Annotated in this window: 19 protein-coding genes; 9 read left to right on the top strand and 10 right to left on the bottom strand. The window is 68.7% G+C overall.

From position 1 onward, the window contains the following. The first annotated feature begins 11 nt into the window (after window positions 1-11). From ABMA10_RS06535 to ABMA10_RS06525, 3 genes are all read left to right on the top strand, one after another. Entirely contained in the window at window positions 12-146 is a 135-nt protein-coding gene (locus ABMA10_RS06535) for a hypothetical protein (RefSeq protein WP_347868436.1), read from the top strand. Between the two features lie 285 nt (window positions 147-431). Beyond that, window positions 432-1,739: an MFS transporter gene (locus ABMA10_RS06530; RefSeq protein WP_431031309.1), complete on the top strand. Its 1,308-nt coding sequence runs from the start codon at window positions 432-434 to the stop codon at window positions 1,737-1,739. Window positions 1,740-1,805: 66 nt separating this feature from the next. Beyond that, window positions 1,806-4,412, top strand: a complete 2,607-nt coding sequence (locus tag ABMA10_RS06525; protein ID WP_431031308.1) for a family 78 glycoside hydrolase catalytic domain — start codon at window positions 1,806-1,808, stop codon at window positions 4,410-4,412. Window positions 4,413-4,606: 194 nt separating this feature from the next. Here ABMA10_RS06525 and ABMA10_RS06520 read toward each other — a convergent pair whose 3' ends face one another. The 6 genes from ABMA10_RS06520 to ABMA10_RS06495 all read right to left on the bottom strand — a co-directional run bounded on the left by ABMA10_RS06520 (window position 4,607) and on the right by ABMA10_RS06495 (window position 10,674). Further along, on the bottom strand, window positions 4,607-5,599 hold the full coding sequence (locus ABMA10_RS06520; protein WP_347868433.1) for an NADP-dependent oxidoreductase: 993 nt from the start codon (window positions 5,597-5,599) through the stop codon (window positions 4,607-4,609). A gap of 134 nt (window positions 5,600-5,733) precedes the next feature. Next, window positions 5,734-6,075: a zf-TFIIB domain-containing protein gene (locus ABMA10_RS06515; protein WP_347868432.1), complete on the bottom strand. Its 342-nt coding sequence runs from the start codon at window positions 6,073-6,075 to the stop codon at window positions 5,734-5,736. Window positions 6,076-6,222: 147 nt separating this feature from the next. Next, window positions 6,223-7,059, bottom strand: a complete 837-nt coding sequence (locus ABMA10_RS06510) for a carbohydrate ABC transporter permease (protein WP_347868431.1) — start codon at window positions 7,057-7,059, stop codon at window positions 6,223-6,225. Beyond that, window positions 7,056-8,036, bottom strand: coding sequence for a carbohydrate ABC transporter permease (locus tag ABMA10_RS06505; protein WP_347868430.1), 981 nt, complete (start codon window positions 8,034-8,036; stop codon window positions 7,056-7,058). Before ABMA10_RS06505 ends, ABMA10_RS06510 begins: the two co-directional genes overlap by 4 nt. A 9-nt stretch (window positions 8,037-8,045) precedes the next feature. Continuing rightward, window positions 8,046-9,344 (bottom strand): ABC transporter substrate-binding protein, encoded by a 1,299-nt coding sequence (locus ABMA10_RS06500; protein ID WP_347868429.1) that lies wholly within the window; start codon window positions 9,342-9,344, stop codon window positions 8,046-8,048. 97 nt (window positions 9,345-9,441) lie between these two features. Then, complete coding sequence (locus ABMA10_RS06495) at window positions 9,442-10,674, bottom strand: aminotransferase class V-fold PLP-dependent enzyme (RefSeq protein WP_347868428.1); 1,233 nt, start codon at window positions 10,672-10,674, stop codon at window positions 9,442-9,444. 237 nt (window positions 10,675-10,911) lie between these two features. On the opposite strand from ABMA10_RS06495, the gene ABMA10_RS06490 reads away from it, so the two are divergent. Then, on the top strand, window positions 10,912-11,604 hold the full coding sequence (locus ABMA10_RS06490) for a FadR/GntR family transcriptional regulator (RefSeq protein WP_347868427.1): 693 nt from the start codon (window positions 10,912-10,914) through the stop codon (window positions 11,602-11,604). Window positions 11,605-11,814: 210 nt separating this feature from the next. Here ABMA10_RS06490 and ABMA10_RS06485 read toward each other — a convergent pair whose 3' ends face one another. The 3 genes from ABMA10_RS06485 to ABMA10_RS06475 all read right to left on the bottom strand — a co-directional run bounded on the left by ABMA10_RS06485 (window position 11,815) and on the right by ABMA10_RS06475 (window position 14,673). Then, window positions 11,815-12,759, bottom strand: coding sequence for an SDR family NAD(P)-dependent oxidoreductase (locus ABMA10_RS06485; RefSeq protein WP_347868426.1), 945 nt, complete (start codon window positions 12,757-12,759; stop codon window positions 11,815-11,817). A gap of 198 nt (window positions 12,760-12,957) precedes the next feature. After that, entirely contained in the window at window positions 12,958-13,302 is a 345-nt protein-coding gene (locus ABMA10_RS06480; protein WP_347866972.1) for a chorismate mutase, read from the bottom strand. Window positions 13,303-13,380: 78 nt separating this feature from the next. Then, window positions 13,381-14,673 carry an MFS transporter gene (locus ABMA10_RS06475; protein ID WP_347866973.1) on the bottom strand — a complete coding sequence of 431 codons (1,293 nt, stop codon included), beginning with the start codon at window positions 14,671-14,673 and terminating at the stop codon, window positions 13,381-13,383. A 94-nt stretch (window positions 14,674-14,767) separates the two neighbouring features. On the opposite strand from ABMA10_RS06475, the gene ABMA10_RS06470 reads away from it, so the two are divergent. Beyond that, complete coding sequence (locus ABMA10_RS06470; RefSeq protein ID WP_347866974.1) at window positions 14,768-15,418, top strand: hypothetical protein; 651 nt, start codon at window positions 14,768-14,770, stop codon at window positions 15,416-15,418. Here the strand turns inward: ABMA10_RS06470 and aztA are convergent. Continuing rightward, window positions 15,415-16,125: a zinc ABC transporter ATP-binding protein AztA gene (gene aztA / locus ABMA10_RS06465; protein WP_347866975.1), complete on the bottom strand. Its 711-nt coding sequence runs from the start codon at window positions 16,123-16,125 to the stop codon at window positions 15,415-15,417. The two genes, ABMA10_RS06470 and aztA, sit on opposite strands and share 4 nt — an antisense overlap. A gap of 50 nt (window positions 16,126-16,175) precedes the next feature. On the opposite strand from aztA, the gene aztB reads away from it, so the two are divergent. The 4 genes from aztB to aztD are packed head-to-tail and all read left to right on the top strand — an operon-like array spanning window position 16,176 to window position 20,603. Further along, window positions 16,176-17,153, top strand: a complete 978-nt coding sequence (aztB, locus tag ABMA10_RS06460; RefSeq protein WP_347866976.1) for a zinc ABC transporter permease AztB — start codon at window positions 16,176-16,178, stop codon at window positions 17,151-17,153. Further along, on the top strand, window positions 17,063-18,367 hold the full coding sequence (locus ABMA10_RS06455) for an ABC transporter (protein WP_431031307.1): 1,305 nt from the start codon (window positions 17,063-17,065) through the stop codon (window positions 18,365-18,367). Before aztB ends, ABMA10_RS06455 begins: the two co-directional genes overlap by 91 nt. Before the next feature lie 2 nt (window positions 18,368-18,369). Beyond that, window positions 18,370-19,311, top strand: coding sequence for a zinc ABC transporter substrate-binding protein AztC (gene aztC, locus ABMA10_RS06450; protein WP_347866978.1), 942 nt, complete (start codon window positions 18,370-18,372; stop codon window positions 19,309-19,311). A 29-nt stretch (window positions 19,312-19,340) separates the two neighbouring features. Further along, window positions 19,341-20,603 (top strand): zinc metallochaperone AztD, encoded by a 1,263-nt coding sequence (gene aztD / locus ABMA10_RS06445; protein ID WP_431031306.1) that lies wholly within the window; start codon window positions 19,341-19,343, stop codon window positions 20,601-20,603. Window positions 20,604-20,683 lie beyond the last annotated feature (80 nt).

Genomic DNA, 20,683 nt, shown 5'->3' with positions numbered 1-20,683 from the left:
GGCTGGCTCCCATGAGCGAAGACCGCGAACTGGCCGAGTGGGGCGAACAGCGTAAGCGGCGTCAGCGCTTGATCGCTTGGGTGCTCGTGATCGCCCTGGTGCTCGGTGCCGGCGGAGCCACCGTCCTGGGCCTCATCCTCAACTGACCCGCCTGCCCCTGCCCTGCCCTGCTGCCCACCCTGCTGCCAGCGCGGTGCGCTGGACCGAGCGCACCCGATTGGCGCGAGCGCGGGTCTCCAGAAGGCAGCGCTCGCGCCAGTGACCCGCGGGACCGGTCAGCGCGGTGCGCTGGCCGCAGGCGAATTGCGGAAACCGTAATGCCGAACTACACTCGGTTTTCATCACCGGGATCCCCTTCCCGAACCCCATCGATGCGTAGCGACGTCACTGACGACGCGGTCAGATGAAACGATTCATAGGAGAGTCAAGACGTGTCAGCATCCCCCCTTGCCCAGCGCACCAGGAGCCCCTGGTTCGTCACAACCGTCGCGGGAATGGCATCCTTCCTCGACGCCGGCGCGATCGCCGGAACCTCCACCGCCCTCGTGCTCTACCAAGAGAAGTTCGCGCTCGGGCCGGTCGAGATCGGTCAGCTCTCCGCGCTCCTCACGGTCATGATCGCCGTCGGTGCGTTCACCGGCGGGCGACTCGGCGACCGCTACGGGCGCCGCCGCGTGTTCACAGTCACCATGATCCTCTTCGCGCTCGGCGCACTCGTCCTGGCACTGGCCGTGACGACGCCGATGATCTACGTCGGCATCCTCATGCTGGGCTTCGCTGCCGGCGCAGACCTGCCCGTCTCCATGGCGATGATCGCCGAGAGCGCCCCCGAGGGACAGCGCGGGAAGATGATCACCTTCTCGCACGTCCTCTGGATGACCGGAGTGTTCGCGGTGATCCTCATCGGCATCTTCGCCGGCGGCCTCGGCGCCCTCGGCGCCCGCATCCTGTACGGGTTCCTCTTCATCGTCGCGATCATCGTCCTCATCCTGCGCACCGGCCTCCCGGAATCGAAGGAATGGACCCAGGCGCGCACCGAGAGCATCGCGACCGGCGAGACCTTCGGGTCCTTGAAGAGCCTCTTCACCTCGCGCTACGTCGTGCCGCTCATCGGCACCGGGCTGTTCTACGCGATCGCGAACATCGCCGCGAACACCAACGGGCAGTTCAGCACGTACCTGTACGTCAACGTCGCCGGTGTCGACGTCTCGACCGCGTCGACGTTCAACCTCATCGCCTTCGCGTTCAGTTTCGGTGGGACCTTCATCACCATGCGCATCGTCGACACCAGGTACCGCATGCCAGCGTTCATCGTCGCGTCGGCGATCTCCGTCGCCGCGTTCGCCGTTCCCGCAAGCCTGGGAGTCGTGAGCTGGACGCTCGTACTGATGTCGATCCTCTACTCGATCGGCGGCGCACTCGCCGGTGAGCCGATGTACAAGGTGTGGTCTCAGGAGCTGTTCCCGACGGCGTTCCGCTCGAGCGCCCAGGGCATCACGATCGCCTTCACGCGCCTCGTGGCCACGGCGATCGCACTCGTCACGCCGCAGATCATCCTCGGTGGACCGCAGGCGCTGTTCGCATTCCTCATCACGACCACGATCGCATCGAGCCTCATCGGCATCCTGTGGTTGGCTCGGATCAAGCGAGCACCGACCACCACCTCCATCCCCACATCGGCCGATGCCACCGCCGCCGTTCCGGACGGACTCGACCAGGGCGTCAGACCTCGGCACTGATCCACGACCTCGCACCATCCAGTCGCACCCTCGTCCCCGCAACGACGCAGAGAACAGGACCACTACATGACCACCTCGCCCACGCCCACCCGCCCGCGCATCGAACACCACGAGGACGGCCGACTCGGAATCGGCGAGCCCACACCGCGGCTGTCCTGGCGCGTGACGTCGGCAGAGGCTGGATACACGCAGCAGGCGTACCGCGTCGAGGTCTCCATCGACCGGCCGGGAGGCGATCCCGAGGTCAGCCTGCACGAGGTGGTCGGCACGGCCGGCGGAGAACAGGTCCTCGTGCCCTGGCCAGGTCGCACCCTGGCCTCGCGGGAGCGTGTCCGAGTCCGCGTCGCCGTCGACGACGGAGGAGGCTGGGGCGAGTGGAGCGCGCCGGCGAGGGCAGAGCTCGGCCTGCTCGACGCGCACGACTGGCAGGCATCCTTCGTCGGCGCCGCCTGGCCCGAGGATCGGGACACCGACCGCCGCCCGAGCCGTGTCCGCGCCGAGTTCGACGTCCCGGCGGGCGTCCGCTCAGCGCGGCTCTACCTCACGGCGCACGGCGTCGCCGAGGCAGAACTCAACGGCGAACGCGTCGGCGATGAAGCACTCACCCCCGGGTGGACGAGCTACGACCATCGGCTGCGGTACGCGGCGTTCGACGTCACCGAACACCTCGTCGTCGGCACGAACGCCATCGGCGTCTGGCTGGGCGACGGCTGGTATCGCGGACGCATCGGATTCGAGGGCGGCGAGCGGAACGTGTACGGGGACGACCTGTCCGCCCTCGTGCAGCTCGAGGTCACGAACGCTGACGGCGAGCGCACGGTCATCGCGAGCGACGCGTCGTGGTCGGCAGGGTTCGGTCCCATCACGATCACCGGGCTCTACGACGGCGAGTCGTTCGACGCCCGGCTCCACGACCCCTCCTGGTCGACGGTCGGCTTCGACACGGCCGGCTGGACGCCTGTCCGCACGATCGACGTGGACGCCTCGGTCCTCGTCACTCCCATGGGGCCACCGGTGCGTGCCATCGAGGAGATCGCGCCGATCGAGGTCGTTTCGAAGGGCGGCGGCCGGTACGTGCTCGACTTCGGGCAGAACCACTCTGGTCGGCTGCGGCTCCGGCTCGACGCACCAGCGGGCCACACCGTCACCCTGCGTCATGCCGAGGCCCTGCAGGACGGCGAGCTGTACACGCGCACGCTGCGTCAGGCGGCTGCGACCGACGTGCTCGTCAGCGGAGGCGGACCGATCGAATGGGAACCGCGCTTCACCATCCACGGTTACCGGTATGCCGAGGTCGACAACTGGCCGGACGAGCTCACCGAGGGCGACGTCGTCTCGCGGGTGTACCACTCGGACATGGAGCGACGCGGCTGGTTCCGCAGTTCGAACGCCCCGGTGAACCGCCTGCACGAGAACACGGTCTGGAGCCTGCGGGGGAACTTCGTCGACCTTCCGACCGACTGCCCGCAGCGCGACGAACGACTCGGATGGACTGGAGACATCCAGGTCTTCGCACCGACGGCGTCATTCCTCTACGACGTGTCCGGGTTCCTCGGCTCGTGGTTGCAGGATGTCGAGGCGGAACAACGCGCCCTCGGCACCGTTCCGGTCTTCGTGCCGTACATCGCCCTCGGGTTCTGGGGCGAGCAGGTCAAGCAGCCGATGGCCGTCTGGGGCGATGCAGCCGTGCTGACGCCGGACGTACTGCACCAGCGCACCGGCGATGTCGGGGTGCTCCGGCGGCAGTACACGAGCGCGGTGGCCTGGCTCCAGGAGGTGGAGGCGGCGACCGGTCCGAGCCGAATCGTCGACAACTCGATGCAGCTCGGCGATTGGCTCGACCCGGCCGCGCCCGCTGACAAGCCCTTCGAGGCGCTCACCGCACCCGACCTCGTGGCGACCGCCTACTTCGCCTTCTCCGCCGGTCGGCTCGCCGCCATCGCCCGGCTGCTCGGCGAGACCGACGACGCCGCGCGCTACACCGAGCTCGCGGCTGAGGTGCGCGAGCGGTTCGTCGCCCGGTACCTGCTGCCGGACGGCCGCGCGACGAGCGACACGCAGACGGCGTATTCGCTCATCTCCATGCTCGAGCTGTACCCGGATGCCCGCAGCCGCGCGCTCGGCGATGCTCGCCTGGCGGAGCTCGTGCGCGAATCGAACGGGCACATCGCGACCGGGTTCGCAGGCACCCCCGTCGTCTCCGACGCGCTCACCCGCGGCGGCAACCTCGTCGAGGCGTACCTGCAGTTGCTCCAGGGCGGCAATCCGTCGTGGTTGTACCCGGTGTCGATGGGCGCGACGACGATCTGGGAGCGGTGGGACAGCATGCTGCCGGACGGCACGGTGAATCCGGGCGACATGACGAGCTTCAACCACTACGCGCTGGGTGCTGTCTCCGACTGGCTGCATCGGGTCGTCGCCGGTCTCGCGCCAGCGGCTCCGGGCTATCGATCGATCCGGTTCGAACCGCGTCCCGGAGGTGGCCTCACCTCGGCGGGTGCGACGCACCTGACCCCGTACGGCGAGGCCTCCATCGACTGGTCGATCGCCGACAGCGTGATGTCCACGTCGGTGACGGTACCGTTCGGGGCGACCGCCATCGTCGCGCTTCCCGGCGTCCCCGAGGTCGAGGTCGGCCCCGGCACCCACACCTACGCAACACCCGCCGTCTAACCCACCCGTCGGGGCCGCAGCCAGCGCGGTGCGCTCGACGCAGCGCGCCCCTCCGGCGCGAGGGCGGGTCTCCGGAGGCCCGCGCTCGCGCCGATGCCCCGCGGCCGGGGCTCATCAGGCGCGCTCGGTCCAGCGCACCGCGCTGGCCCACGGAGTCAACAGAGCAGACAGGTGTCGGGTCGGGACGAGGCGGCTCAGGGGCGTGCGTCGTGGAGATCGCGCTGCTTGATGATCTTCTCGGGGTTGGCCGGACGCATACCGACGATGATCTTGCCCCGGGCATGCAACCGTTCGAGGTCCTCGAAGGCGTCGATCAGCAGGTCGAACGGGTAGAACGCCGAGACGACGACGTGCAGCGCGTGATCCGCAGTGAGCTCGGCCAGACGTTGCAGCTGCTTCGTCGCGTGCTCGGCGAAGTCCTCATCGGGGGCGAGCGCCGCGAGTTCGATCACCTTCCGGTCCTCGCTCGAGCGATACCGGTTCGGCTCGACACCGAGTTCGAACGCGAGCTCCTGCCCGTCCTGCCCGAAGTTGTCGATGAAGGCCGTCACGCCGTTCGGTGCGAGCTTGCGGATCCGGGCAGCCATGCCGTCGCCGTACACGACGGGGGTGATGCCCTGTTCGCGGAGGAAGTCGTGGTTCCGTTCGCCGCATGTTCCGATCACCTTCACGCCTGCGAACTTCGCCAACTGCGCCTCGATGTTGCCGACCCCGCCGGCAGCAGCCGAGATGACGAGCGTGTCCCCCGCCCCGAGATGCAGGCCGTCGAGCGTGTCGAGCGCCGTGATGCCCGCGAGGTACAGCCCTCCGGCCTCCTCCCAGCTCACCCGCTTCGGCTTCCGGACGAGTGAGGCTGCCGGGACGACCACGTGCGTCGCATGCGCACCACGCACCGCGTGACCGATGACCTCGTCGCCGCGTTTCCAGCCCTCGACGCCGGTACCGACCTCGCGGACGAGGCCCGCGAAGTCACTCCCCTGCCCAGCGGGCAGGTCGATCGGTACGGTCTCGGCGAGGTGCCCCTCGCGGACGAACGCCTCGATGTGGTTGATCCCGCTCGCGAGGACGTCGACGACGACCTCTCCCCATCGTGGACGCGGGATCTCGGACTCCACGTACTCGAGCACGTCGGGGCCGCCATAGCGTGCGTAGCGAATGGACTTCATCGTCTGCTTCGAACCGAACATGGTTCATCATCCTCCCGGACGCCGATGAACCGTTCTCTAGACAAGCTAACTATCAGCGAGCTTCCAGCTTCACGAGAGCAGCCCCGGACCCCGCCGGATCGAGGAGTCGCGTCAGCGGCGGTGCCGCGGCCGGATCAGTCGAAGAGTTCGCTGAGCCAGTTGTCCTTCTTCCGCTTCCGCGAGCGGTCGTCGCCGTACCCGCGGTCACCATAGCCGCCACGGGACCGATCCTCGCCGTAGCGCTGCTCGCCAGAGCCCGGAGCCACCGGACGGCCGGGGAAGCCCGCCGCGGCGGCAGGATGCACAGGCGGGTTCGGGGCTGCAGGCGCGGTCGGGGCCAGCGCCATCGAACGGTCGATGATCTTGTCGAGCTCGCCGCGATCCAGCCAGACGCCCCGGCAGCTCGGGCAGTAGTCGATCTCGATGCCGCTGCGCTCGGACATGACGAGCTGGGCGCCGTCGATGGGACAGTTCATGGGGAGGTCTCCTCGGTTGATGACCTCACGACGCTACCCAGCGTTCGTTTGCGTAACCTGACAGCCCCAGCAGAGAGTGCCCGCCCGTTCGTTCGCGGGCGGGCGGACACTGAACCGTCCGGAACACCCCGGACGGCGCGGCGATCCTCAGCCCTTCACCGCTCCGGCGGTCAGGCCCTGCACGATGTACCGGCTCGCGAAGGCGAACAGCACCATCGTCGGGATGATCGTCAGCACGGCGGCCGCCGACATGGAACCCCAGTCGATGTTGTAGCTCGTGATGAAGCCGTTGAGTGCCGTCGGGATCGTCTTGTTCGCGTCACTGTTGATGAGTGTCACCGAGAGGAACAGCTCGTTCCAACAGTTCACGAAGTTGAAGATGAACGCCGCGACGATGCCGGGCTTCAGCACCGGGACGAGCACCCGGAACAGGGCGCCGAACCGCGAGCAGCCGTCGATCATGGCCGCCTCCTCGAGCGCGTCGGGGATGTTCTCGAAGAAGCCCCGCAGCATGACCGTGCAGAACGGGATGCACACGGCGATGTAGATCAGGATGAGCCCGAACCGGTTGTCGACGAGCTTCAGCTGCGTCATCAGCAGGTACAGCGGCCCGAGGGCGATGAACGACGGGATCATCTGCGTCGCCAGGAAGGCCAGCAGGATCGCGCCCTTACTGCGGAACTCGAAGCGTGCCAACACGTACGCCGACAGCATCGAGATGAAGGTCGCGATCACCGCGGCAACGGTCGCGACGATCAGACTGTTCACCACGTACGTCCCGAACTGCGCCTTCGCGAACAGTCCGAGGTAGTTCTCGATCGAGAACACCTCCGGCCAGTACGTCAGCGGGTAGGAGAAGATCGCGCCGGGCTTCTTGAACGAGGTGACGACGATCCAGTACAGCGGGAACACCGTGATGACGAGCCAGAGCCCGAGGAACAGGAACTTGACCGCCTTGGCGCGGGAGGTCTCCTTGTCGATCATGCCTTCACCTTCTTCTCACGCATGGACAGGAGGTAGAACGCGGTGAACACGAGCAGGATCGCGACGACGATGAGCCCGATCGCTGACGCCCGTCCGTAGTCGCCCCGCTGAGTTGTCGCGATCATCCACGTGGTCAGGATGTGGGTCTGGTTCGCGGGCCCACCACCGGTCATGCCGTAGATGATGTCGGGGAAGTTGAAGATCCAGATGACGCGCAGCAGCACCGTCAGGGCGAGCGTGGTGCGGATGTACGGGATGGTGATCTGGAACAGCATGCGCGCCTTGCCTGCGCCGTCGAGTGCCGCGGCTTCGAAGAGGTCCTCCGGCACGGACTGCAGGGCGGCGAGGATCATGATCGCGAAGAAGGTCACGCCGTACCAGACGTTCGCGACGATTACGGCGAACATGGCGGTGTTCGGATCCGCGAGCCATGGGATCGGGGTGTCGATCAGGCCGACCTTCTGGAGCAGGTCGTTGATGACCCCGAACTCGCTGTTGAACATCCAACGGAACAGGATGCCGATGAGGAAGCCGGAGATGGCCCACGGGAAGAAGATCATCGCCTGGTAGAGGCCACGGAACCGGAACTTGCGGCGCAGCCACAGGGCGATGCCGAAGCCGATGACGAACTGCGGGACGATCGAGGCGACCACCCAGACGACCGTGTTCAACACGACCTTCCCGAAGGCGGGATCGGCGAACACCGCGAGGAAGTTGCCGAAGCCGACCCAGGACGTGTCGGTGAGGTTCGCGAGGTTCCAGTTGCGGAACGCCATCTGCGAACCGGCGATCATCGGGTAGTAGATGAAGATCGCGACGAAGATGAAGGCGGGTGCGAGGAATCCGAGGAGGCCGAAGCCGCGGCGCACCGTGAAGGTTCGCCGTCGATGCCCGCCGGCGGTCCGCGACGGACCGGCCGGGGGTGTCGGGGTCGCGAGCTGCTGCCCGCGACCCGCCTCGTCAGTGGTGGTGGTCATGGAAGGGCCCTACTCGCTCTTCCACTTCTCGGTCCAGTACTCGTCCCAGCCCTCGAGGAGCTGCTCCGGAGTCAGCTGTCCGATGAGGACCTGCTGGATCTCGGAGTCGGACTTCTGAATCCACTCGGTCCACCACGAGGAGCCGCGCGGCTGCGTGACGCTCAGGTAGGTGTCCGGGTTCTCGTTCATCGTGACGTAGCTGGCCCACGGTCCGGTCTTGTAGAAGTCGCTCTCGGCGGCGCTCTTCACGATCGGGACGAGGCTGTTCTCCTGCGCGAACGTCGTCGCCTGCTTGTCCTCGGAGAGGAACTCGATGAGCTTCGCCGCTTCGGCCTTGTGCTCGCTCGATGCGGCGGTCCCCCAGCCGGCGGTCGCCATGGGCTGCGCGGCCTTACCGGTCGGTCCCGTCAGCAGCGGGGCGGTGCTCCACTGCTCAGCGGTGATCGCCTCGGACTGCTCGACGGTGGCGATGACCTCGGGGTCCTGCAGGAGGAACGCGGTCGAGCCGTTGGAGAAGCCCTCGACCATCTCGGGGTAGCCCCAGGCGACGGACGACGGCGGCGAGGCCTCCGCGAAGATGTCGAAGTAGGTGTTCAACGCGTCGAGCGCCTCGGGCGCGGAGAAGATCGTGTCGCCGTTCTTCAGCTTGAACGCGTTCTCGGTGTCGAGGTCGTCGGCGACGTACGCCTCGATGGCGGCGACGACGTTGCTGTTCGCGTTGGTACCGCCACGGAAGGCGTAACCGAACTGGTTCTTCGACGGGTCCTGGATGGCCGATGCCTGCTCGAGGAGGTCCTCCCAGCTCGCGGGCGGTCCGTCGAAGCCGGCATCCTTCACGAGGTCGGTGCGGTAGAAGAGGCTCAGCCCGTAGAAGCCGTATGGCACGTAGTAGACCTTGCCGTCCTCGCCCTTCGCGTACTTCGTCGCGTTGTCGGTGAGGTCGTCCCAGCCCGCCCAGTCCTCGAGCTCGCCGCTCATGTCGTCGAGCCAGCCGTTGGTGGAGAACGGGCCGACGGTGATGTCGCGGACCTCGAGCACGTCGACCCCGGAGCCGGACTGCAGCATCTGGGTGATCTTCTGGTCGGCCTGGTCGGTGGGCGGGGAGATCAGTTCGACCGTGATCTTCGGGTTCTCGGCCTCGAAGTCGGCGATGAGCGACTTCAGGACCTCGGTCCGAGCAGGATTGGTCAGGCTCTCGACCATCTGCAGGGTGACGGTGCCGTCGCTCGCTCCGCCGGCGCAGGCCGACAGGGCGAGGCCGGTGACGACGGACAGGCCGATGGCGGCCGTTGCACGTGACTTCCTCATGCTCGCTTCTCCTTTGAGTGGTGCTGGTGGGGGTGGCGTGGTGCTGGTGGGGGTGGTGTGGTGGTCGATCTGTTCGGGTAGGACGATCGCGGGGTGCTCAGCTCGTGGCCGCACGCTCCGCCTCGGCCCAACGCGCGAGCACCGGTACGGCGTGCTCGGCGAAGTACTCGAAGTCCTCGGGGGTGTTGTAGACGTGGGTGGACAGTCGGACGTAGCCGACGCCGTCGAGACTCGTGAACGCGCCCTCGATGCCGAGCTCGGCGGACACCCGGTCGCGGAGTCCGTCGGCCGTGGCATGGCTCGTCGCGAGCCCGGTGGGCAGCTTGACGAGCCGGAGCGCGTTGACCGGCATGCCGACGTCGACATGGCTGTCCTCACCGGTGATCGCGGAGACGGCGTCGGCGACGACCTCGACCGCAGAGTCGGCGAGGTCGGTCATGTAGGCGCGTGCGGCGTCCCAACCCCAGGTCTCCTCGATGAAGCCGAGCGACGTGGACGCAGCGAGATAGCTCGTCACATCGACCGTGCCCTGGGTGTCGAAGCGCTCGGGGAACGGTGCCGGGGCGCCCCAGGAGTCGATGAGCGGGTACAGCTCCTGCGCGAGGGGGCTGCGGGCGACGAGCACCGCGGCACCTCGAGGGGCGCAACCGAACTTGTGGAGGTTACCGACCCAGAAGTCGCAGTCGAGGTCGGCCATGGGGTCCGCGTACAGGCCCGGGACGTGCGCGGCGTCGACGAGGGTGGGGATGCCTGCGGCACGGGCCGTCGCGGCGATCCGCTGCACGGGGAGCAGGCGCGCGGTCGGCGAGGTGATCTGGTCCATCACGACGAGGGCGGTGCGGTCGCTGAACTCGGCGACGACGGCGTCGTGCGCGGTCTGCGCGTCGGCGTCGAGCGGGACGCGTGCGGTGCGGACCGTGCCGCCCCATCGACGTGCGAGGCGCTCCGCCCCCATCGTGACAGCGCCGTAGCCGTGGTCGGTGACCACGATCTCGAGGCCGGTCGTCACCGGCAGGCTCGAGAACACGACGCTCGCGCCGGCGCTCGCGTTGGGCACGAGAGCGAGCTGGTCGACGGCCGCTCCGAGGAACTCGGCGATCCCGATGCGTGCCGCACCGACCTTGGCCGGCAGGGCGGGGAACCAGGTGAGTGGCGCCGCCTCCATCTCGCGACGCAGCTCCTGCTGATGCTCCTGAGCGAGGATCGGGACGGCCCCGAACGAACCGTGGTTGATGTGACGCTTGGTCGGATCCAGCGTCCAGGCAGCAGCAGCCGGGCGGCCGTCGCCGAGCGTGAGCGGCGCGGGCCATGCGATGGTGCGAGTGTCCACAGTGACGTTCCTCCGAGTCGATTATGCAGTGGATTGTCCGATAACCATAGGGGCAACGTTTGATGACTTTGGTTTCTGAGGTGTTACAACTGATCGAAAGCACCGTAATCCGCCCGATTCATTGGATGACTTGGTCATACACCCCGAACTCATCGGATGTCTGATGCCGGGCGTCATCTTCAAGATCACGCCCGGTCAGCCGCTACGATGGCGGGAAGAGTCCTGAGGAGGAGCCGAATGTCGGCAGTCGACACCGCGTTCCACGGGCTGCGGCACATGATCGCCTCAGGGCGACTGGTGGCCGGTCAGCGCTTTCCCGCCGAGAGTGAGCTCTGCGATGAACTCGGCGTCTCGCGCGGCTCACTCCGCGAAGCCGTCCGGATGCTCGCCGCACTCGGCATCATCGAATCGCGGCACGGCTCCGGCACCTACGTGTCGATGCTGCGGCCAGAGGAGATCATCGGGAGCCTGTCGCTGACCGTCGACCTGCTCCCCCTCGACGGGCTGCTGCAGATGTACGAGCTGCGTCGGGTGCTCGAGACGCATGCCGCCTCGCAGGCTGCAGCGCGGGCGAGCGACGAGGTCCACGCTGAGCTGCTCGGACTCGTCGAGGCGATGGAGCGGACGACGGATCCGGCCGAATCGAGCGAACTCGACCATCGTTTCCACGAGCTCATCGCACGCACTGCCGGCAACGCGACGCTGACGGCACTGCTGCAGGTGTTCCGGTCGAGGTCGCGTGCGTACGACGTCTTCAGTCTGCCCGACGGCGACGACCTGCGTCGGGTCAGCAATCGGGGTCACCGTTCGATGACCGAGGCGATCATCGCGCGCGATCCGGTCGGTGCGGCCGGTGCGGCTTCAGCCCACGTCGCCCAGACCGAGGAGTGGTTGCGCGTCCTGCAGCCGCCCGCCAGCCGAACGGCCTGACCCCCCGCCGCCGTCCGGGCCCGGCCAGCGCGGTGCGCTGGACCGAGCGCACCCCATTGGCGCGAGCGCGGGCCTCCGGAGGGGCGCGCTCGCGCCAATGACGCGCGGCTGCGGCTACCGGACCGCGCTCGGGTCAGCGCATCGCGATGGCGGCGATGCGCGCGCGCTCGGTCGGCAGCACCGCGCTGGCTCAGGCCTCGATCGGCTGGCTCAGGCCTCGTTCGGCAGGAGCGGTTTGCCGACGAGCATCTCGAGCTGCGTCCACAGTCCGGCGGCGATGTCCGGGTCTGTCGTCACGGCGGCGGGCGTCGCGCGCACCGCATCACCCTTCGTCACCCATCTGGGCCCGAAGAACCAGCCGCCATCAGCACCGACGTCGGTCATCGCGCGGAGGATCGGCTCCGCGCCACGCTGCTTGCTCTGCGCGTACACCGACTGCAGCGTGTCGTTGAAGCGACGCTGACGAGTCGGCTCGTTCACACCTGGCACCCGACGGTCGAGGCCGTTCACCGAGTAGCCCGGATGCGCGACGAGCGATCGCACCGTGCTGTGAGCGGCTGTCAGGCGTCGGTCCAGCTCGAAGCCGAGTGAGGACAGCGCGATCTTCGACTGCCCGTACGCCTGCCATCCGCTGTAGTCGTCGCGCAGCTGGAGGTCGTCGAGACGGAAGCGGACGAGGAGCGTCGCCAGGCTGCCGAGCAGTACGACGCGCGGGGCGGTGTCGTGCGTCGTCGCGGTCCGCTCCAGCACCGGCAGAGCCTCAGCGAGGAGAGCCGCGTGGCCGAGGACGTTGGTCGCGAAGACCAGTTCGTTGCGGTCGACGGACTCGCGTCGGTCCTTCGGGTAATGCACGATACCTGCGTTGGCGACCAACCCGTCGAGGCGATCGAAGGATGCGAGCTCCTCGCCGGCTGCACGCACCGAGTCCAGGGACGAGGTGTCGAGCGCCAGGTGGCGGAGCTTCGCTTCGGGCACCTTCACACGGATGGCCCGCATCGCCGACTGCGCCTTCGTCGCGCTGCGGCAACCGAGGATCACCTCCGCCCCGGCCCCCGCCAGGCCGAGACTCGTCCAGAAGCCGAGTCCGGCGTTCGCTCCGGTGACGAGCACGACCCGTCCGGTCTGATCGGGCAGGGAGTCGGCGTTCCAGGTCATGGTCCCATCTTCGCGCACGGCGCTGGACGGTTCCTCGACATCCGCCGCCCTGATCCGACGCCCGCCGCCCCGGCGTCCCGTCTGCCCGCGCGGCCACGAGCGCGGCCCATTGGCGCGAGCGCTACCCTCCGGAGACCCGCGCTCGCGCCAATACCCCGCGGCCGGTCCAGCGCACCGCGCTGGCCCGAGAGGGAGGGGTCAGTGGTTGTTCGCGAGACGTTCGTGGTGGTGGATGACCTCGGCGACGACGAAGTTGAACCACTTCTCGGCGAACGCCGGGTCGAGGTGCGACTCCTCCGCGAGCGCACGCAGCCGGGTGATCTGACGCTGCTCGCGCGCCGGGTCGCTGGCAGGCATCTCGTGCTCGGCCTTCAGCCGACCGACCTCCTGGGTGCACTTGAACCGCTCAGCCAGCAGGTGGATGAGCGCCGCGTCGATGTTGTCGATACTGCTGCGCAGGCTACCGAGTCGCTCGGCCGGCGCTGGGACATCCGTCGCAACGGTGCGATCGGTGGACTCTGGGGTCTGCTCGGCGGCGCTCATGCGAAAACTCTAGCAATCGGAGAGGCGCCGGACACCGGCAGCGCAGTGGCGGCCGGTACCCATCGGGACGGCACCGCCTCACTCCAACGGGACGTCCGCCGCCTCGGCGGCGAGCAACACATCGCCGTCCACGACCACGCTTGCTCCGCGGAAGCGCGGGTGCACGATGAGGAACACGGCGACGACCGCCATCACGGCCGCAGCGACGATGAGCGGCGCAACCGGAGACAGCGCGTACAGCGCCGTGGCGGCGGTGGGTGCCACCACGAAGGTGAGCGCATTGTTCGCCCCGAGGAGGCCCGCGACCCCGCCCTGCTCCTCGGAACACACGGCGAGCGACGCACCGGCGGAGTACCCGGGCATCGCGATACCGAGACCGAGTCCGACGAGGAAGATCGCGAGGATGAGCAGCGGCATCCCCCAGTCGAACACGAACAGGACGAGACCGAGCAGCGCGACGAGCGACCCGACCCGCAGCAGTCGACGGGGACGCCAGTGCACCCGCGGCACGAGCACCGTCTGGGCGAGGACCATGCCGACACCGGCGGCGAGCAGCGAGCCACCGGACGCGATCGCGGTGGCCTCGGCGCCGAGCGCGAACCGGTCCTGGATGACGAAGCCTGTGATGATCTGGATGAAGCCGAGCGCGGTGAACATACCGAAACCAGCGAGGAGGAACGGCCAGACGCGGGTGTCGAACGGACTGACGCTCGGCGGGTTCGCGACGAGCGAGTGACGCGACTCCGGCCGGAGACGGACACCGATCACGACGGCACCGACCGCGAGCACGACGGGCACGATCCAGATGGGCACCATCAGTCCGAGACCGGCGAGCAGACCGCCCGCGACGGACCCGCCGATCATCGCCAGGCCCTGCATGGCGCCGATCCCGGCCATCCCCCTGACACGCGACTGCTCGGTGACGGTGACGTCGGCGATGTAGACCTGCACGGTGGGGATCGTCGCGGCGATCGACAGGCCGAAGAGCAGGCCCCGACTGAGCACGAAGAGCACGAACAGCGCCACTCCGGTGAGGATCCCGGCGAGGCCGAGCTGCGCGAGGACGGCGAAGACCGCCATCGCGACGGCGCCGCTCGTCATCGTCGTGACGAGGACGCGTTTGCGGCCCCACGACTGGGAGCGCCGACCCCAGAACTGGCTTGCGAGCACGATGGTGATCGCGGCGCTCGAGATCATGAGCCCCACCTGCCATTCGGCGAGGCCGACCTCCCGCGAGAGCGGAGCGATGAGCGGGTTGAGAATCATCTGACCGGTGTACATGAGCAGCACGGCGACCAGCGCGAGGCCGATCTGTGGCCTGGCGGCGGGAGTACCGGTGGGTGTCGCTGTCGGCGGTTCGGGGTGGAGCATGGGGTCCTCTCAGGGTCGGAACGCCAGGTTAGGATCGGCGGCCAGAGTTTTGCAAGTCCATTCGCAAAATTGGCCGATCCGCCATACTGTTGGCATGGTGGAAGCAGTCCAGCGCGCGGTCGGCCGACCGAGATCCCTCAGTGACGAGCGTGTCGCCGAGGCCGTCATCGCCTGCGGCTTCCTCGACCTGCGCGCTCCTGCGGTCGCCGCGAGACTCGGGGTCAACCCGGCGACCCTCTACCGCCACGCGGCCGGCCACGAACAGCTCGTCGACATCGCCGTCACCCACCTCGTGAACGCGACCACCTGGCCGTCCATGGACGACGGCTGGCGCGACTTCCTCGAGCGCACCACCTGGACGCTCTGGGATGTCGTCCGCGCACACCCAGGGCTCGCCTCGGCGTCGCCGACGGTCGGCATGACCAACCGCGCACTCATGCGCCTCTTCAACCGCGTGTGCCTCGACCTCATCGCAGCCGGCTTCTCCACTCCGGACGCCGGGCTCGCGACCGACCTGGTCATCGACCTCGCGATCGACAGCCTCCACATGCGCGAAGTGCTTGCGGCGCATTCCTCCGAGACGCCCACGATCGACGCCTGGCACGAGCACTTCGACGGCGAGCTCCGTGCCGTCATGCACGATGCCATGCACGGCGATCCCTCCGCGTGGTTCGCCCGCAAACTGAGCGTCACCCTCGACGGGATCGAGCACGTCCTCGCGGCAGGGATCGCGCCGGCCGACTAGCGTTCCGCAGCTCCGACGCTCGGGGCGGTGATCAGACGACCGGCGTCGAGATGGATCCATGCGTCCGCCTCGGCGATCGCGACGGCGTCGTGACTCACTTCGACGACCGTCGCACCACACTCGGCCTCGGCGCGCAGGACTCCGCGGATCGCCACGCCGGACGCGCGGTCCAGGCCGACGGTCGGCTCGTCGAGGAGGAGGACGTCGGCCTGCCGGGCCAGCGCCTGCGCGACGAGCACCCGCTGCCGCTGCCCGCCCGACAACTCACCGAACGAGCGCTGGGCGAGGCCGGTGACACCGAGCCGCGCAAGGCTCTCGTCGACGATCCGCCGGTCATCACAGCCGACCCTCGACCACCAGGTGCGGAGGGTCGGCCAGCGCCCCATCGACACGACGTCGTGCGCCGTCACCGGGAAATGTTCCGGCACGGCGCTGCGCTGCGGGACATACGCCAGGGAGCGGCCTGCGAGTCGGTCGACATGACCACTCGACGGAGCCTGGAGGCCCGCGATCACGGCGAGGAGCGTCGACTTCCCTGCTCCGTTCGGACCGACGATGACGGTGACAGCGGAGCGCGGCAGGTCGACTGAGATCCCGTGTAACACGCGACGCCCGGCGTACTGAGCCGTCACGTGTCGCAGGCTGATCGCCGTCGTGGCGGGCACTCCGACCGGGGTCGCGGTCGCGGGCATCGAAGGACGGCTCATGCTGTGACCCTATCAATATTGAGAATCATTTTCATGTAGAGTGCTCGACCATGACCTGGATCACCGAGCCGTTCACCGCGGCCTTCCTCGTGCGTGCCCTCATCGGCGGCGTGCTCGTGGCAGGCATCTGCGGTGTCGTCGGCACGTGGGTCGTGCTCCGTGGTTTCGCGTTCCTCGGCGAGGCGATGGCTCACGGGATGCTGCCGGGCGTCGCCGCAGCCTCGTTGCTCGGCCTGCCGCCCGTCGCAGGGGCCGCTGTCAGCGCCGTCGTGATGAGTGCGGGCATCAGCCTCGTCTCGCGACGTGGCACGCTGTCGCACGACACCTCCATCGGTCTCCTCTTCGTCGGAATGCTCGCCCTCGGAGTGATCATCGTCTCCGCGAGCAGATCGTTCGCAACCGACCTCACGGCGATGCTCTTCGGCGACGTGCTCGCCATCCGGACGGCGGACCTGATCGGTCTCGCCATCGCTCTCGCGGTCACCGTCCTCGTGGCCTCGGCGTTCCACCGTCCGTTCGTCGCGCTCGCCTTCGACGCCCGGATCAGTGCGACGATGGGCCTGCGTCCCCGGCTCGCCCATGCCGCCCTCGTCGGCCTCGTCACGCTCGCCGTCGTCGCGTCGTACAGCGCGGTCGGCACGCTCCTCGTCGTCGCGTTACTCCTCGGCCCGGCCGTCGCGGCCTCGCACTGGGCGAAGCGGATCCCGCTCACCATGCTGGTCGCCGCCGCTTTCGGCAGCCTTGCCGTCCTCCTCGGACTGCTCGTCTCCTGGTACGGCGACGCCGCTGCCGGGGCCTCGATCGCCGCGAGCTCGATCCTGCTCGCAGCGACCTCCTGGGCCGTCCGCTCGCTCGTCACCGCTGTCCGGCCCCCGACGGGGCCCCAGCGGCAGCACCACACCGACCAGACCCACCCCAGCCACCGAGAAAGCGCACCGTGCCCCCACTCCCCCAGCCAACCATCCGTCGACCCCGCAGCCGCCGCGGCACCAGCATCACCGCACTCTCCCTCGCAGCCCTCACACTGACCCTCGCCGCGTGCGCGTCACCCGCCGACACCGCCGGTGAGACGGCTTCCGAGGGCACGCGCGGCCACGGGTACGTCGAAGGAGCGGCCGAGCTCCCCGAACCACAGCTGCATCTCGCGACAGCCGACACCGACGGGACGGTCCGACTCCTCGACCTTCTGAGCGAACAGCGGAGCACGGTCGCCACGCTCGGTCCGCTCTCGGCGCTGTCGGGTGCCGGTCGATTCGTCGCGGCGCAGTCCGAGCCGCCCGGGACCGTCACGGTCGTCGACACGGGCGTGTGGACGGTCGACCACGAGGACCACCAGCACTACTACCGGGCCGACGCCCGTGTGGTCGGCACGGTCGAGGGCCAGGGGGCTGCCACGATCGTCGAGGGGTCCGTGATCACCACGGTGCGCTTCGCCGACTCCGGCGAGACGATCCTGCTCGACACCGCTGCCCTCGGCACCGGCGAGGTCGACGAGACCGGCCGGATCGCCGCTGTATCGGGCAGCCCCGGCGTCGCCGTGCCGATCGGCGAGACGATCGCCGCGACGGGCGCGGGCGGCTCCCTCGTCCTGTCCGGCACCGATGGCGAACCACTCGACGCCGCTTCCTCCTCCGTCGTTGCGGCGAACGCCATCCTCGGCGGCTGCACCGCGGCGGCCGGAGCGATCACCACGAACGTCGGGGTCGTCATCGGCTGCGCAGAGGGTGCACTCCTGGCCGTCGTCGACCGCTCGGCGAGCGACGCAGACCCGGTGCCCTCGTTCGAGGCGATCCCGTATCCGCAAGCGGTCGATGAGACAGACCGCGCGACGTCCTTCCATGCACGACCAGGTCGGCCGACGGTCGCAGCCGTGGCCGGGACGACGGGCGCCTGGCTGCTCGACACCAGGGAGCGGAGCTGGTCACTGCTTCCGACCCCCTCGCCCCTCCAGCTCGTGGCCGCCGTCGACGACCGCGACCACCACGTCGTCGCACTCGCCACGGACGGCAGCGTCCTCGTCCTCGACGGCACGACCGGTGCGGTCACGGGCGCCACAGCCCCGATCGTGACACCGGCAGACCTCCAATCCGGTGTGCAGCTCGAAGTGGACCAGAACCGCGCCTATCTGAACTCCCCGACGGCACGGACCGTCTCCGAGATCGACTACGGGGACGCCGCCCGCATCGCCCGCACCTTCGACTTCGACACCGAACCGGCGTTCCTTGCCGAGACGGGACGCTGAGCATGCACTCCCGGACCACGCAGCCGGCTCGACGAGCACGACCGCTCCGCGCCCTGTCCATCATCACCGCCGGCCTCGTGTTCGGCAGCGGCCTCACCGCCTGTGCGGCGAGCGCCGACGACCGCCCGCTGATCGTCGTGACCACGAACATCCTCGGGGACGTCGTCGGTGAGCTCGTCGGCGACGAAGCGCGCGTGATGACGCTCATGGCACCGAACGCCGACCCGCACTCCTTCGAGATCTCCGCTCGGGAGGCGGCTCGGATCATCGATGCCGAACTCGTCGTGTCGAACGGGGTCGGACTCGAGGAAGGGCTCACGCAGCATCTCGAGACGGCTTCGGCCGAAGGCGTGCCGATCGTCGAGGCCGGATCGCTCGTGGACGTCCTGCAGACGACGTCCGGCACCGACGACCCGCATTTCTGGACCGATCCGCGGCAGATGGTGTCGGTCGTCAAGGGCGTCGCCGTCGCTCTGCGCGAGGAGGTGCCGGGGATCGACGGGTCGACACTCGAGACCAATGTCGAGCAGTACCTGTCCGATCTCGAGACCCTGGACGCGGAGATGGCCTCGGCCTTCGCGGCGATTCCAGCCGAGCACCGCAAGCTCGTCACCAACCACCACGTGTTCGGCTATCTGGCGGAACGCTACGACTTCGAGGTGATCGGTGCGGTCATCCCGAGCGGCACGACGCTCGCGGCTCCGAGCGCCTCCGACCTCGACGAGCTGTCGAGTGCCATCGAGGACGCCGGGGTCCGCACGATCTTCGCCGACTCGTCGCAGTCGGACCGCCTCGTGCAGGTGCTGGCTGACGAAGCCGGTGTCGATGTCGCCGTCGTGGCGCTCTTCACCGAATCGCTGACCGATGCCGACGGCGAAGCCCCCACCTACCTCTCCATGATGCGCGCGAACACCGAGCGCATCGCCACCGGACTCTCGCCCTGAGCGGGCGTCCACGACACCGAAGGAAACACATGCACCAGCACCGCAGCAGCACCGTGCGAACCAGCACCGCACGCAGCACCACCCGCCGACGATGGGCCCCGTTCCTGGCCGTCGGCGCTGCGTCCGCCCTCCTCCTCACCGGGTGCGCGACCGCGAGCGGTTCCGCTCCCGACGCGAGCACGGGCACGACGGACGGACCCCAGAGCCGGATCGCACTCACATATGACGGCGGCCTCCTCGTGGTCGACGCCGCGACCCTCGAGGTCGTGGGCGACCTCCCACTCGACGGCTTCAATCGCGTGAACCCGGCGGGCGACGGGCGTCACGTGCTCGTCACGACGACGGCGGGCTTCCAGGTGCTCGACACCGGGACGTGGACGGACGCGGACGGCGCCTCCCAGCAGGCGGAGCCGAAGCTCACCGACCTGGTGTTCGAGGCCGACACCGCCGGCCATGTCGTCCGCCACGCCGGCAAGACGATCCTGTTCGCCGACGGCTCCGGTGACACGACGGTCTTCGACAGCGCCGACCTCCTCGAGGCCACCGACGAGCTGCCGGACACCGAGACCATCCCCTCCGAAGCGGCACACCACGGCGTCGCGATCGAACTCGAGGACGGCACCCTGCTGTCCACGCTCGGCACACCGGATGCCCGCACTGGTGTCCGCGTGCTCGATGAGTCGCGCGCCGAGATCGCCCGCAACGAGCAGTGCCCCTCGGTGCACGGCGAGGGCGCGGCGAAGGGCGAGATCGCCGTCTTCGGCTGCAGCGACGGCGTGCTCGTCTACGACGACGGCGTCTTCACGAAGATCCAGGCGCCCGACACCTACGGCCGCACGGGCAACCAGTACGTGAGCGAGACCTCGACCATCGCGGTCGGCGACTACAACAGCGACCCGGACTCCGAGGGATACGACCTCACCCAGCTCGCGCTCATCGACACGGTCGCCAAGACGATGAAGATCGCCGACCTGCCCGATGGCGTCGGCTACACCTGGCGCGACGTCGCCCGCGGCCCGGGCGACGAGGTGATCGTGCTCGGCAACGACGGTTCGCTCCACATCCTGGACGAGCAGACCGGTGAGGTCACCGACACCATCGAGGTCATCGACGCCTGGGAGCCGCCGGCCGAGTGGCAGGACGCCCACCCGGCGCTCGTCGTCGCCGACGGCATCGCCTATGTGACGGACCCCGCGACCAGCTCGATCCACGCCGTCGACCTCGCCACCGGCGACGTCGTCACGGGCGAGCTGCCCGGCGTTCCGAACGAGATCGCCGTCGTCACCGGCTAGACCGGGCCATCGAGCGTGCCCGTCCGGTCCTGGGAGCGATTCCCAGAGCGCCGGGCGGGCACGGTCATGGACGATTGATG

It is taken from the genome of Plantibacter sp. RU18, from assembly GCF_050613355.1.
Taxonomy (GTDB): domain Bacteria; phylum Actinomycetota; class Actinomycetes; order Actinomycetales; family Microbacteriaceae; genus Plantibacter.
The sequence above is the reverse complement of the archived record's forward strand: the minus strand, read 5'-3'. Positions and strand labels throughout refer to the sequence as shown.

Coding starts and splice junctions, on each gene's coding strand:
- ABMA10_RS06535 (WP_347868436.1), top strand. CDS start 12: ATGAGCGAAGACCGCGAACTGGCCGAGTGGGGCGAACAGCGTAAGCGG.
- ABMA10_RS06525 (WP_431031308.1), top strand. CDS start 1,806: ATGACCACCTCGCCCACGCCCACCCGCCCGCGCATCGAACACCACGAG.
- ABMA10_RS06520 (WP_347868433.1), bottom strand. CDS start 5,599: ATGTTCGGTTCGAAGCAGACGATGAAGTCCATTCGCTACGCACGCTAT.
- ABMA10_RS06515 (WP_347868432.1), bottom strand. CDS start 6,075: ATGAACTGTCCCATCGACGGCGCCCAGCTCGTCATGTCCGAGCGCAGC.
- ABMA10_RS06510 (WP_347868431.1), bottom strand. CDS start 7,059: ATGATCGACAAGGAGACCTCCCGCGCCAAGGCGGTCAAGTTCCTGTTC.
- ABMA10_RS06505 (WP_347868430.1), bottom strand. CDS start 8,036: ATGACCACCACCACTGACGAGGCGGGTCGCGGGCAGCAGCTCGCGACC.
- ABMA10_RS06500 (WP_347868429.1), bottom strand. CDS start 9,344: ATGAGGAAGTCACGTGCAACGGCCGCCATCGGCCTGTCCGTCGTCACC.
- ABMA10_RS06490 (WP_347868427.1), top strand. CDS start 10,912: ATGTCGGCAGTCGACACCGCGTTCCACGGGCTGCGGCACATGATCGCC.
- ABMA10_RS06485 (WP_347868426.1), bottom strand. CDS start 12,759: ATGACCTGGAACGCCGACTCCCTGCCCGATCAGACCGGACGGGTCGTG.
- ABMA10_RS06480 (WP_347866972.1), bottom strand. CDS start 13,302: ATGAGCGCCGCCGAGCAGACCCCAGAGTCCACCGATCGCACCGTTGCG.
- ABMA10_RS06475 (WP_347866973.1), bottom strand. CDS start 14,673: ATGCTCCACCCCGAACCGCCGACAGCGACACCCACCGGTACTCCCGCC.
- ABMA10_RS06470 (WP_347866974.1), top strand. CDS start 14,768: ATGGTGGAAGCAGTCCAGCGCGCGGTCGGCCGACCGAGATCCCTCAGT.
- aztA (WP_347866975.1), bottom strand. CDS start 16,125: ATGAGCCGTCCTTCGATGCCCGCGACCGCGACCCCGGTCGGAGTGCCC.
- aztB (WP_347866976.1), top strand. CDS start 16,176: ATGACCTGGATCACCGAGCCGTTCACCGCGGCCTTCCTCGTGCGTGCC.
- aztC (WP_347866978.1), top strand. CDS start 18,370: ATGCACTCCCGGACCACGCAGCCGGCTCGACGAGCACGACCGCTCCGC.
- aztD (WP_431031306.1), top strand. CDS start 19,341: ATGCACCAGCACCGCAGCAGCACCGTGCGAACCAGCACCGCACGCAGC.